This window comes from Salinicoccus jeotgali (assembly GCF_055379195.1).
The window spans coordinates 1735997-1749426 of the sequence record NZ_AP043830.1 but is presented as its reverse complement, the minus strand read 5'-3'; the positions used below and the strand labels follow the sequence as shown (position 1 = coordinate 1749426).

Annotated in this window: 12 protein-coding genes; 8 read left to right on the top strand and 4 right to left on the bottom strand. The window is 53.8% G+C overall.

Features of this window, described 5'->3' with window-relative positions:
• Positions 1-101: 101 nt before the first annotated feature.
• On the bottom strand, positions 102-950 hold the full coding sequence (locus tag ACZ43I_RS09090; protein ID WP_344701713.1) for an aldo/keto reductase: 849 nt from the start codon (positions 948-950) through the stop codon (positions 102-104).
• A gap of 145 nt (positions 951-1095) precedes the next feature.
• Here ACZ43I_RS09090 and ACZ43I_RS09085 point away from each other — a divergent pair, with 145 nt between their 5' ends.
• Positions 1096-1533 (top strand): SRPBCC family protein, encoded by a 438-nt coding sequence (locus ACZ43I_RS09085; RefSeq protein ID WP_344701711.1) that lies wholly within the window; start codon positions 1096-1098, stop codon positions 1531-1533.
• 46 nt (positions 1534-1579) lie between these two features.
• Here the strand turns inward: ACZ43I_RS09085 and ACZ43I_RS09080 are convergent, their stop codons facing one another.
• On the bottom strand, positions 1580-2926 hold the full coding sequence (locus tag ACZ43I_RS09080; RefSeq protein WP_344701709.1) for a dihydrolipoyl dehydrogenase family protein: 1347 nt from the start codon (positions 2924-2926) through the stop codon (positions 1580-1582).
• 161 nt (positions 2927-3087) lie between these two features.
• Between ACZ43I_RS09080 and ACZ43I_RS09075 the strand changes: the two genes are divergently transcribed.
• The 7 genes from ACZ43I_RS09075 to ACZ43I_RS09045 all read left to right on the top strand — a co-directional run bounded on the left by ACZ43I_RS09075 (position 3088) and on the right by ACZ43I_RS09045 (position 9697).
• The gene (locus tag ACZ43I_RS09075; protein ID WP_344701707.1) at positions 3088-3948 is read left to right on the top strand and encodes a putative RNA methyltransferase; all 861 of its coding nucleotides are present in this window, start codon (positions 3088-3090) and stop codon (positions 3946-3948) included.
• Between the two features lie 33 nt (positions 3949-3981).
• Positions 3982-5259 carry a condensation domain-containing protein gene (locus ACZ43I_RS09070; protein ID WP_344701705.1) on the top strand — a complete coding sequence of 426 codons (1278 nt, stop codon included), beginning with the start codon at positions 3982-3984 and terminating at the stop codon, positions 5257-5259.
• Positions 5256-5918 (top strand): DUF6320 domain-containing protein, encoded by a 663-nt coding sequence (locus tag ACZ43I_RS09065; protein WP_344701703.1) that lies wholly within the window; start codon positions 5256-5258, stop codon positions 5916-5918. Before ACZ43I_RS09070 ends, ACZ43I_RS09065 begins: the two co-directional genes overlap by 4 nt.
• 57 nt (positions 5919-5975) lie before the next feature.
• Positions 5976-6962: an alpha/beta hydrolase gene (locus ACZ43I_RS09060; RefSeq protein ID WP_344701702.1), complete on the top strand. Its 987-nt coding sequence runs from the start codon at positions 5976-5978 to the stop codon at positions 6960-6962.
• Positions 6955-7161, top strand: coding sequence for a hypothetical protein (locus ACZ43I_RS09055; protein WP_344701701.1), 207 nt, complete (start codon positions 6955-6957; stop codon positions 7159-7161). Before ACZ43I_RS09060 ends, ACZ43I_RS09055 begins: the two co-directional genes overlap by 8 nt.
• 34 nt (positions 7162-7195) lie before the next feature.
• Positions 7196-8371, top strand: coding sequence for a diaminopropionate ammonia-lyase (locus ACZ43I_RS09050; RefSeq protein WP_344701700.1), 1176 nt, complete (start codon positions 7196-7198; stop codon positions 8369-8371).
• Positions 8372-8437: 66 nt separating this feature from the next.
• Positions 8438-9697, top strand: coding sequence for a TolB-like translocation protein (locus ACZ43I_RS09045; protein WP_344701698.1), 1260 nt, complete (start codon positions 8438-8440; stop codon positions 9695-9697).
• A 60-nt stretch (positions 9698-9757) separates the two neighbouring features.
• Here ACZ43I_RS09045 and ACZ43I_RS09040 read toward each other — a convergent pair whose 3' ends face one another.
• Together ACZ43I_RS09040 and ACZ43I_RS09035 are read right to left on the bottom strand one after the other, a co-directional pair.
• Positions 9758-12022 (bottom strand): excinuclease ABC subunit UvrA, encoded by a 2265-nt coding sequence (locus ACZ43I_RS09040; protein ID WP_344701696.1) that lies wholly within the window; start codon positions 12020-12022, stop codon positions 9758-9760.
• 71 nt (positions 12023-12093) lie between these two features.
• Positions 12094-13359, bottom strand: coding sequence for a M20 family metallo-hydrolase (locus tag ACZ43I_RS09035; RefSeq protein ID WP_344701694.1), 1266 nt, complete (start codon positions 13357-13359; stop codon positions 12094-12096).
• Between the last annotated feature and the right edge of the window lie 71 nt (positions 13360-13430).

The following is a 13430-nucleotide window of genomic DNA, read 5'->3' as shown; positions in this document are numbered from 1 at the left end:
AGTCATTGAAGTATAAAAATGAACCCCCATTCCATCTGGAAAGGAGGTTCAATGAGTTATCTGCAAGGTGCCAGCACCTTACATCATGATGCTTCAGAAGTTTAGAGGTCCATTTCATCCGGTGTCATGCCGGAGAATCCGACGGTGTCCATTCCGTCCATCTGATCCATGTCTGCTTCACTGATTTCAAAGTCGAAGAGATGTGTGTTTTCTTCGATGCGTGAAGGGGTTACGGATTTCGGCAGTGGCAGGATGCCGTTCTGCATGACATATCGGATGCACAGTTGTGCTACGGATTTATCATATTTCCCGGCGATTTTTTTGAGGTCTTCGTTTTCAAGCAGGCGGCCGGATCCGATCGGGCTCCATGCTTCGACCAGAATGTCGTGCTGCTTGCAGTAGGCGACGGTATCATCCTGCGTGTACCCTGGATGATATTCGATCTGGTTGACCATTGGTTTGATTTCCGTGTTGACGAGCGCTTCCAGGTGGTGTGGCATGAAGTTGGAGACGCCGATGGCTTTGATCTTGCCTTCTTTATAGAGCTCGGTCATCGCTTTCCACGTATCGAGGTTAATGGTTTCCCAGTCGTCAGACTGTTTCTTGTTTGCTGGCCAGTGGATGAGGTAGAGGTCAAGGTAATCCGTACCGAGTGCTTTCAGAGTGCTGTCGAAAGCGGCTTTCGTCGTCTCATAGCCCCGTTCGGAATTCCATAGCTTGCTGGTGATGAACAGATCTTTACGGTCCACCCCGGATTCCCTGATTGCCTGGCCGACGCTGCCTTCATTTTTATATGCAGCTGCCGTATCGATGTGGCGGTAGCCGGATTCGATCGCCTTCTTGACGGCGTTGACCGCAGTTTCCCCGTCTGGTGTCTGCCATGTGCCGAAGCCGACGCCCGGAATCTCGGTGCCGTTGTGCAATTTGAATGTATCTGTCAATGTCTTCATCTGTCTATCCCTCGCATTTCCTCTGTTTATTTAATACAGCCCCCATTTTATCACGCATGTAAATCGAGCGTTAATGATGTGCACGCTGTGCCAGGTCATGGGCGCAAAAATGGTATGATTGGGGAAAAGAGGGAGGCAGAATCTTATGGAACTGTATCATTTTGAAGAAGAGATGTCGGGCACACCGGAGGAATTGTTCACCATAGTCAATGATGATGAGGAATTGAAGTCGTGGAGCCCGATCTTTGAAGGCAACGACTATCTGACTGAGGCAGAACGGGGAGTCGGCGCCCGCTTCATCACAAAGTTGAAGGTGCTGAACCGTACATACCGCTTCCGGTCTGAGATTACGGAATATGAAAAGAACCAGCATGTTGAAGTGAAGACCGTGCTCAAGCAGGGTGTGATTGTTTCAACCTTCAATTTGGAGCCAGCTGCTGCACGCACGACGAATGTGCACGTGACGAGCACATTCGATCCCGGAAAGCGTAAGTATGCGTTTATGCTTAAAGGGGTGAAGCCAATCATCAAGCAGGTGCTGGACCGGCAGATGAAGAAACTCGGCGGAATGGCAGGACGTTGACGGCATAAAAAAGAAGCGGATGACATTCATCCGCTTCGGTAGTACGCTACAACAATTCGAATTTGAGCATATCGATGACGCCGCTTGAAGGGCTTGGGAAGGCGAAAATCATGGCAGAGAGGTCCTGCGCCGTCACTTTCTGGTTGACTGCGAAAGTGAGGACGTTGACCAAGTCAGCTGCATCATTGCCGTATATTTCAGCGCCGACCAGACGTTTGTCCTGGTCGATGATGATATCCATCTGGGCATCGGTTTCGTTCTTGTACTCAAACAACAGCCGTTTGCCGAACTCGACCGTTTTAACGGTGAGGGCGTCATCTTCCTCCGCTTCGGCAACTGTCGTGCCGATTGTGGCAAGGCGCGGCAGTGTATAGAGTACATTCGGGATGGCCGGGTATTTGAGCGGTTCCGTATTCATGCCGGTGATATGCGCGGCAATGTATTCCGACTCGAATGTGGCGGTCGGCGTGAGTTTTGGAATCGTCTTGTCCAGCACATCGCCGCTTGCGTAGATGTTCGGTTGTGCGGTACGCAGGTAGCCGTCTGTCTGGATGCCGTTTTTCGTATATCTGACTCCGGCATTCTCAAGACCGAGCCCGGCGACGTTCGGTACGCGTCCGGTGGCATCGATGATGCAGTCGGTGGATAGTGTCATACCGGATTCGGTACGCAATGTATAGCGCCCGCCATCCTTCGAGATTTCGGCAGTATCTTCATTGTAGTGGAAATGGACGCCTTCCGACTCGAGTTTTTTGGTGAGCATGCCGACATGCTTGCGGTTGAAGCCACGGAGCATTTCATCGGAATGGGTGATGATATGGACTTCCGCCCCCGTCTTGATGGCGATGGAGGCGAATTCTGCCGTGATGAAGCCACCCCCGATGAATGTGATGTGTTCCGGCATGGACTCCATATCCATGAAGTCACGGCTGTTGCTGGTGTATTCTTTGCCCGGTATGTCGAGTGCGTTGCTGTGCTGGCCGGTTGCGATGATGATTTTATCGGACGTGAACGTCTCTTCACCGACTGCGATGGTGTGGGCATCCTGCAGGGTGCCATGATTCATGTGGATGTCGATGCCCTGCTGTTCGAACATCTGCCTGAGGCCTTCTGACATCGGTGGGATGACTTTTTTCTTGTAGTCCATCAATGAGGGCCAGTCGACTGTAGTGTCTTGGCTGAGGATGCCTTTATAGTGTCCGAGTTCTTCAAGCACTTCAAATGGTCCTTCGAGCAGGATCTTCGGGTTGCAGCCGAAGTTCGTGCATGTGCCGGCGATGGTGTCCTCCTCGATGATGGCAACTTTCATGTCCGCCTGGACGAGCGCCATTGCAGCGTGCCATGCGGCATGCCCGCTGCCGATGAACGCTACATCATAATCATATCGTGTCATAGTATCCGTACCTCCGTTGATTTGAATCTGGTCTGTCATACTTAAACATTAAATAAGCGCCCGCGTGATTACAAATGATGTGACTTGAAGTGACATTCATTTGCACAAGGCGGGCGGCTCGTCTACTATAAAACTAACACAATGAAGCGGGAGGCCGTAGTATGAAGAAGAAAGAAAAAAGCGCGCAGCTCGCAGCGAGGCATGCGGACATATTCCGCTGTCCAGTATGTGGGGCAGATATGCATGTGAGGGAGCAGGCTTCACTCGTGTGCCGTAATGCACATGCATTCGATTTCGCCAAACAAGGCTATGTCAATATGCTGAACAAGCCGGTCAAGACCCAGTATGACAAGGCGTTGTTTGAAGACCGGCACGCCTTTATCACGGAAAGTGGCTTCTATTTGGCACTGCATACAGCGATTGCCGAAACGGTGGGCCAGGTGACGGGGGAGTCAAGTTTGAAGGTGTTGGATGCCGGCAGCGGTGAAGGTTCCCACCTTGCCAGGATCATGGCGGACATCGATAGGGAGGATGCGGTCGGTGTGGGTGTCGATATTGCGAAAGAAGGCATCATGATGGCAGCGAAGCATTATCCAGAGCAGCTGTGGCTGGTGGGAGATCTGGCGGATCTGCCGATAGCCGATGCCAAGAGCGACGTCATCTTGAATATACTATCGCCGGCGCGCTACGACGCCTTCAACCGCGTCTTGGCGCCAGGCGGGTGCATTATCAAAGTCGTGCCGGGTGCGGGCTATTTAAAGGAACTGCGTGAGGCACTCTATAAGGGGACGGATAAGGCGCAGTACGACAACGCGGATACGGTGGCATTGTTCGAGGCGCAGTACGGGCCTTCTGAGCGCATGCACATCACAAAAAGCGTACCGCTCGATGAAGCGGCCCTGCGGCATCTTTCCGGGATGTCCCCGCTGGCCTGGAACCAGGCGCCGGGTGAACTGGATGATTTCATCACACAGGCGCGGACGGTGACGCTCGACCTTGAAATACTGATCGGACGTAAATAAGAGCAAGAAGATCAATCGGAAGGAGACGGTCGCATGGATGAGTGGTACAAGATAGATAATACAGGGAAGATATTCCATGCGGTATCGGATGCGACGAACTCCGCGGTATTCCGGGTGGCGATGATCCTGAAAGAAAAGATAGATAAAGATACGCTGCAGGAGGCGCTGGATATCGTCGCAGTGCGTTTCCCGACACTGAAGGTGCGCGTGCGTAAAGGGCTGTTCTGGGACTTCATGGAACATAATGATGAGCTGCTCAGCGTCAAGCGGGAAGCGGCGCATCCATGTGCGCCGATCGATGCGAAGGAAAACAACGCCTATCTCATCCGGGTGCTTTATTTCGACCGGCGCATCTCTGTGGAAATCTTCCACTCCGTGACCGATGGCGGGGGTGCGGTGGAATTTTTGAAGACGCTCGTCTACCAATATCTGATGCTGCGCGGCATGGAAGACCCGGTTGGGAATGATATCCTGGTGCCGGAAGACCCGCCGCGGCCGGAGGAGATGGAAGACAGTTTCGAACGCTTTGCCACGTCCCGCAACATCAAGCGCACGGGCCCGCGGTTGAAGCCAAGCTATCAGATTAAAGGCGTGCCGATTGACCCGCCGGGCATCAATGTCATCCACGGCGTGATGGATGCTGGCCGAGTGAATGCTTTCGCCAAAGCACAAGGAACTTCGCTCACAGGGTTTCTGCTCAGCGTATTGATCCAGGCGATCCACGACGAAAAGAAAGCAGGCGACAGGCGTGAGGAACGGATCGCGATAGCGGTGCCAGTAAGCCTCAGGCGGCATTTTCCATCCACAACATTGCGCAATTTCTTCTATGTCGCGAACATCGATGTCTCGATGGATGGCTATATGCAGTTTGATAGTCTCATTAAGGAAGTATCGACCCAGCTTGCCGATAAGACCGATAAAGAGAATCTGCAGGCCGGCATCAACCGCTTCGTCTCACTGCAGAGTAACCTCCTGACCCGGGCCATGCCGGTCCTGCTCAAATACCCGATCATGCGTTTTGGCTTCAATCAATTCGGCGAACGGCTCAAGACGATGACTTTGTCGAACCTTGGCAACATCAAGCTGCCTGATGCGATGAAACCGCATGTCGACCGCATGGAAGTGGTGCTGTATCCGACCCGGAAGAGTCCGATCAACTGTGGGATCGGTACGTTGAACGACCGGCTCACGATAACATTTTCACGCTCGATTATAGAACAGGAGATCATCCGCACATTCTTTATGCTGCTTAAGGAGAAGACCGGGCAGGACATCACCGTCTACTCGAATGACTGGGGGGATGAGATATGACGGAATGTCCGAATTGCGGTGTCTGGGTGGGCCAGGCGGAATGTCCGCTGTGCGACGCACCCACTGGCATCGACGTACATACCAGCGAAACATGGTATCCGGATTACAACCGGGAGGAACAGCGCATGAAAGCGCGCATCACCAGAATCGCCATTTTCCTCGGGGTGTTGGCAGTGATTGCCTCACTGGCCGTCAACATCATCGTCATGCCGCAGTACTTGTGGGTGTTCTATGTCGCCGTGGCCGTATTCTATATGCTGGTGTCGCTCAGCCATACGATACTCTCGGCTTCCCATATCGGCGGTAAGATCACCGCGCAGGTGGTCAGCCTGACGATACTGTTGCTGGTGATCGACGCGATGTCCGGCTCCGTCCAGTGGTCCGTCAACTATGTCGTGCCGTTTCTGATCATCGGCGGCATCCTATTGATGTCGATCTTCATGTTGCGTGTGCGTCTGAGATGGAGCGGCTATGTCAGCTTCCTGCTGATGATGATTGCGCTTGGCTTTGTACCGGGAATCCTCTACCTGGCTGGGGTGGCAACCGTCATGTGGCCGAGTGTCGTCGCGCTGCTTTTCGGCGTTACGACGTTCACGGTGATATTTGCATTCGCCACCCGCGCCCTCATGACCCAGCTCGGCCGGCGTTTCCATCTGTAATATAAATCAAGGGCCGCTCCTCTTCAGAGGGCACTTCAAAACGAAAGGGATGATTGCATGAAAGATGTCCTCAAAGCCTCAGCCGTACTGGCGGGCGTCGGGGTTTTATCGTATTCGGTACGGGCGCTTCTGGTAGAAGAGAGGAGCATCGGCAGCAAGCTTGCCGAAGATATCATCCGCTTCGTCAACTTCGATCTCGAAGATGTGGATGAAAAGATGCTTGCCGATAACTTCAAGGAGAACCGCAAGGAACATAAAATACCAGAAGGTATACTACGGTCGGAAATCGACATCTCGCAGCAGGCCGGCATGAAGGTCTACCGCATGCAGCCGCGGCAGAAGCATGGCAGCAGGCGGGTACTTTATCTCCACGGCGGCGGCTACATCCATCAACCATCGCTCTTCCATTGGATGTTCCTAGATCGGATGGTGGAGGATACGGGACTTGAATTCATCGTGCCGATCTACCCGAAAACTCCGGAATTCACTTATGATGATGCGTATGACGCGGTGGATCAGCTGTACCGTGAGCTGCTGGATGAAGACCCGGAGGTGCCCGTGCTTATGGGTGATTCGGCCGGTGGCGGATTGGCTTTAGGATTCGCCCAGTGGCTCGCGTCAATGCAGTTGCCCAAGCCGCACGGATTGATCCTCATATCACCCTGGCTCGACGTCACCATGACCCATCCCGAAATGAAGAAATACGCGGCGCTCGACCCGATGTTAAAGCCCGACAACCTGAAGGTCATCGGCCGCATCTGGGCGGGGAACGCAGATCCAACCTACTACAAAGTGTCGCCGATATATGGCAGCCTAGAGGGCCTGCCGAAGATCCACCTGTTCGTCGGCGAGCATGAAGTGTGCCTGCCGGACGCCCGGAAATTTGCCGGTATGCTTGAAGCGGCCGGTGCACCGTATTCATACTACGAATATCCAAAGATGAACCATGTCTTCCCGCAGTACCCGATCCGTGAAGGGGCACATGCACGCCGGCAGATGCAGGAGATATTAAAAGATTGGGGACAGGTGGCGTACAATGTATAAAAAATTATTTCTGATCGCTGTAGTGATACTGCTGTTCCTCGGCCTCTACGTCTTCGATTGGGTGGGGCCGAAAAACCGGACCATTGTCATTGTGGCATTTGTAGTTGGCATGCTGCCGCTCTATTTCCTTGTCAGCATAAGGGAGAAAAGGAAGAAGCGTAAAGAAGCGAAGATGGAAAAGTCGAAGCAAGAACTCTAAATCGATGGACGATGATTGTAAGGGGGAAGCATCTATGGATATGGTCTTAAATCGGTTTAAGGAAGAAGGGGGACAAACTGATCTGCTCGCGCACTTCACACAGGGGGTGATGGAGCGGTCGGCAAGATTCCACCAGAGTGTGCCGGAGTATGCGGCTACACCGCTGGTTCATCTTGATGGTTTGGCACAACAGCTCGGCGTCGCGAACATCTATGCCAAGGATGAATCGGAACGCTTCGGGTTGAATGCGTTCAAGGGGCTGGGTGGCATCTATGTCATGGCGGAATATTTCAGACGATATGAAGGCTTGGATTTCGATGATTACAATGAATTGCTGGAGCGGCTTAAAACGCATCCCGGCGTGACATTCGCGACTGCAACAGATGGCAACCACGGCAAAGGGGTGGCGTGGGCGGCCAGCCTGCTTGGCCAAAAGGCGAAAGTCTTCATGCCTGAAGGGGCGGCCGAACACCGTCTTGAAGCAGTGCGGCAACTCGGGGCGGAAGCGACTGCCACTACACTCAATTATGATGACACGGTGAAGGAGACGGCCAACTTGGCAGAAGAGCATGGTTGGGTGCTGCTGCAGGATACAGCTTGGCCAGGGTATGACGAGATTCCGCTGATGATCATGGAAGGGTACACGACCCTCATGTCTGAAGTCCATGCACAATTGGGGGACACATCCTTCAATGACATCACGCATGTATTTCTGCAGGCTGGAGTGGGGTCGTTCGCTGCTGCGATGACCGCCGCGGTAATCAGCAGAATGGACGGTAACGGCCCGCGGATCATCGTGGTGGAGGCAGAAGCGGCGGATTGTTTCCATCAATCGATGAAGGACACTTCCGGTAAAGCGCAACAAGTCACAGGAAGCTTAAATACTGTGATGGCCGGCCTGGCCTGCGGGGCGCCGAGTACCCAGGGCTTTGAGATGCTGAAAGCGTCAGCGGACGCGTTCATCCGCTGTGAGGACGGAACGAGTGAGCGGGGTATGCGGCTCTATGGCAGGCCGGTCGGTTCAGATGAACCTGTCGTTTCGGGTGCCTCCGGAGCCGTCACACTCGGCGCGCTGCACGCGCTGATGACAGAAGGCGGATACCCACAAGCACGGCAGAAACTCGGGCTGGATGCAGTTTCCAACGTCTTAGTCATCAATACAGAAGGGGCTACGGATCCCGATCACTACAGGCAAGTGATGGGGGAGTGACAGTCACAGTGATTGAACTAGTGTCACATCTAAAGGAGGGGTAGCATCAATAAAGAAAGGAGTTTGATGACGGCCATCATCATCGGCTTCATCCTGTTTGTTGCAGCAGTCACGTACAGTATGACCACAGACGATAGCCCGTACAGACACCATACGGGTTTGGGTGAATCGATTGATATTTCTCCGGACGATGATCAGGTGGCCTTCTCCTACTATGATGACGGCAGGGAATCCATCTATATAGGAGATATCGGCGGAGGGACGGAAGAAATCGCGCTGACAGAAGAGGCGGATCAGACCCAACCCCAGTTCACTCCGGATGGTCAAGGGTTGATGTACTTGAGCCGCTCGGAAGAGGGGATACAGACACTTCATCTCCTGCCAGAGATAGGTGGCGACCCCATCCAGCTGACAAGCACTGAGACTCACGTCTTTGAGGCTGCCATGTCACCGGATGGAGAAACAGTCTACTATATCGCAATGCCTTCAGAAGATCTGCTCGCGGCTCCTGAATCGACGGAAAACGGACGGGATCTCCACCGCGTCAGTAGAGAAGGTGATGCCCATGAAAAACTGACGGATAAGGATGCATTCGATATGCGGGGATTGAATGTTTCCGCGGATGGGGAGATGCTCCATTTCATGGGAGAGGCGATGCGTTCATATGACCTTAAGACCAAAGAGGAACAGCCCTATGTGGGAATCGGAAGACCTGGCTACATCGGCGTCCCGACCCTGTCGTCTGACGGCGCTTCACTTGCCTATACAGCCCAGGCAGGCGAGTCGGATAAAGGCACCTACATCTATGAGCTGTTTCTGACGGACACTGAAACGGAAGAGGTGGAGCAATTGACCAACCAAGATGCTTCGGTGATGTCCCCGGCATTCTTCAACAATGAAGAGCGCCTCGCATTTTTGGTGCAGGAGGACTGGCCGTCCGAGCCGGCTGTCTATGAGATACAGACGATTTCCTATGAAGGGGATGACATGGCGCCGCTTGAAGTCGAGATGCCGGAAACTTCGGGTGGGGTGGATTTTGGGACGATGTTGGATAAATCGATCAACACCGCAACCTTGACGCTCCTCTATCTGCTGACATTTGGGCTGGCCATCGTCTATGCGGAACTCCATGGCCGGACACTTATTCCTGTTGCGGCCAGCGCCTTGTTGACTGTGCTGGTTATCATCACGATGTTTTTCGGGCTCGATGACCCATGGAGAACAATCGGGATGATGATGCTTTCCGTCTGGCTGCTCGGTTGTACAGGTGTACTGCTGGTGTTTGCCTTGCTCTACAGAAAGACGAAGCGCTACAGGGGGAATTGAAGATACTCAGATCATAAAACAAAGCCTCCACCCATTTTTGGTGGAGGCTTTCTTAACGTGTCATTCCGGATTGCTGATATAGCGTCTGATGTGTTTGGCCGTCACCGATGACTCTACATCAAGCAGGCCGGAGGGCGCGCCGCTGTAGAGTATCGTGCCGCCCTTTAGACCGGGGCCTGGACCGACATCGATGATCCAGTCGGCATGGGTCATCATGGTGAGGTTATGTTCGATCAGGATGACGGTGTTGCCCTGGCCGATCAGCTCCTGGAAGCATTTAAGCAAGGTCGGGATATCATCTTCGTGCAGCCCGGTCGTCGGTTCATCAAATATGAAGACCTGGCCTGTCGCCTCGCCATCGAGGTAGCGGCTGAGCTTGACCCGCTGTATCTCACCGCCAGACAATGTATCGAGCGACTGGCCGAGGGTCATATAGTGGAGCCCTGTATCCTGCACGGTTCTCAGGCGTTCGATGACATGGGCGTTGGTCTTGAAGACGCTCAATGCCTCCTCGACGGTCAGCGCCAGTATATCAGCGATGGAATAGCCATCGACTGTGGCCGCCAATGCTTCTGGCTTATAGCGGGTGCCGCCGCACACTTCACAAGTCTGGGAGAAGTCCGGCATGAAGGCGAGCTCCGTCTTCAATACGCCTTTGCCGTTGCATTCCGGGCAGGCGCCTTCAGAATTGTAGCTGAACATGCCCTTGCGCAGTCCCGTCTGCTTGCTGAAGAAGGTCCGGATGTCATCGAAGAGGTCCATGTAGGTCAGCAGGTTCGAACGGTTCGAAGCATGGACCGGCTTCTGGTCGATGAATATCGCATCCGGATCATTGCGGAAGCCAGTCTTGATCAGTGTACTCTTACCGGAACCGGCCACCCCGGTCACGACGGACAGCACATTTTTCGGGATGTCGACGGAGACATCCTTCAAGTTGTTTCTGGTGATGTGCTTGAGGCTGATGAAGTCTGACGGGCGCCTCGGCTGTGCTTTCAGCTGATGCGGACGGTCGAGTGCCGTCGCTGTCGGCGTATCGGTCTTCATCAGTTCCTCATACGACCCCGTAAAGATGATTTCGCCACCGTGCTGGCCGGCACCGGGACCGATATCGATGACATGATCGGCGATCTGGACGACGTCGGGATCATGTTCGACGACAAGGACGGTGTTGCCCTTATCCCGGATGGAGCGCATGATCGTATTGATCTTTTCGATATCTTCCGGATGCAGGCCGACACTCGGCTCATCGATGATGTAGACCAGATCGGCCAGCGGACTGTTCAAGTGGCGGATGAGTTTGATGCGCTGGGATTCCCCGCCTGAGAGGGAAGGTGTCTCACGGGCAAGCGTCAAATAGTTGAGTCCGACATACGACAGGGACTCCATCTGCGCGAGCAGCGGCCGGATGATGTATTCGGATTTCGGATCATCGAGCTGTTTGAGAAACGGGATGGCCTCCTCGATGGACAGATTTGTGAAATCCGCGATATCCATGCCATCGATCTTGCATGACAGCACCGTGTCGTTCAGGCGCTTGCCGTTGCAGTCGGGGCAGTCGCGGCTTGTGACGACGCGGTTGACATCGTTGATGAAGCGCTTCTTCTCGAAGTTGTCATTGAGCAGGAACGACCGTCTGAAGCGGTGGATCAGCCCTTCGAACTGTGCCGTACGCGGCCAATTCGAAGGGGGATTCTTAAGACGTGTCGGCTTCGTATACAAGAAGGTCTCCATTTCCTCATCCGTATAGTCGCGCAGCTTCTTATCGTTGTCGAACAGACCGCTGTAGAGATAGCGTTTGCCGCGCCAGCTGTCCGGGCGGAAGGATGGGAACTTGATTGCATCTTCATTCAGCGACTTGTCGTAGTCGAGCAGTTCATCGAGGTCAATATCTTCGACATACCCCAATCCCTGGCAGCGTTGGCACATGCCGCTTGGATTGTTGAACGAGAAGACGTTGGAGTAGCCGACGAACGGTTCCCCGATCCTCGACCACAATAGACGCACGGACGAGTATATGTCGGAAATCGTGCCGACCGTGGAACGGGAATTGCCGCCGAGGCGCTTCTGGTTGATGATCATCGCCACCGGCAGGTTCTCGATCTGATCGACGTCCGGCTTCTCGTACTGCGTCATCTGATTCTGCAGATAGCTTGAATACGTTTCGTTCAACAGGCGTTCCGATTCGGCCGCAAGTGTATTGAACACAAGCGATGACTTGCCTGAGCCGGAGCGTCCAGTAAAGACAGTCAGGGTATGTTTTGGTATATCGACGCTCACATTCTTCAAGTTATTCTGATTGGCGCCTTTGATGCGTATATATGACATTCGGTTCACCTCCCTGTCAGTCTACCCGAAAAACAGGCGTTTAATAGGGAAGAAATCATTTCTTTCCGGTTTTAGTAATTTTCGAAGAAATCCTGCAGCACACGGACGCCCTGCTGGATATCCGCAATATGGGTGAATTCTGCCGGATTATGGCTGATGCCTGCAATGCTCCTCACGAACAGCATGGTAATCGGGTGCCTTGTGCCGATGGCCATGGCGTCATGCCCCGCGCCGCTCGGCAGATGGACGGGGCTCAACCCCTTGCGCTCGAAGGACTGCTCCATCTTTTCGATGACTTCCGGTTGGATGGGGATCGGCATGATGCGGGTCGTCAAATCGACATCGACCGTGACGTTGCTGCCTTCAACCGTCCGTTCGGCATGGTTGCGAACGGCATCGATGAGCGCAGATTGCAGCTCGACGTCTATATCCCGGGCATCGACGACAAGCGACACTTCGCCCGGGATGACATTGACGCCGCCCGGTTCGACATTGATCTTGCCCACTGTGGCGACTGCCGTCTCACTGATGCCCTGGGCGACCTGGGGTAGAGTCGAGATGAATTCGGATGCCTTGACCAGCGCATCCTGACGTCCCGGCATCGGGGTGCTGCCGGCATGGCCCGCTTCTCCATGGAATACGACACTGGTGCGCGTCGCCCCGGCAATGCCGCTGACGATGCCAAGCGGCAGATTCTTCTCTTCGAGCTGTCTGGCCTGTTCAATATGGACCTCCGCATACATTTCAATCGGATAATCAGGTCCCTCCGCGTCCAGGAAATGTGTGCGGTCCAACCCGGCTGCGTCCATGACGGCGTCAAAGTCCTGACCGGAAGGGTCCTTATATTTATCCACTTCCCCTTCCGTCAACATCCCCATAAAAGCCCGGCTGCCGGTCAGTCCGCTGTTGAAGCGGCTGCCTTCTTCATCGCTGAAGACGGCTACTTCATAGGAGTACTTCGGTTTGTATCCCGCCTCATGCCACAGTGTTGCGATCTCGAGCGCGGTAAGCACGCCGGCGACACCATCAAAATGTCCCCCGTCCGGCACGGTGTCGAGATGCGAACCGGCCATGAAGACTTTCGAATCGTTTTGTCCTGGGTATCTGCCGAAGACATTACCGGCGCCGTCGCGGCGCACCGTCATGCCGATCTCCTCCATCCATTTGATGACCTGCTGCTTAGCTGCCTCCTCTTCCTTCGAATACCCCATGCGCCGCGACCCTTGATTTTTCGTCATGCCGATTTCGGCGATGGTCATGAACTGTTCGTGGAGTCTATGGCCGGAGGCATCCTCCAGCTGTTCTGCCTTCATCCTATCCAAGAAGTATCGTGTCATTTTTATGCTCCTTCATTTAAGTAATGGTCTTTCATCTTTGTCCATAATAGTATACGATATTAGATGAGAAA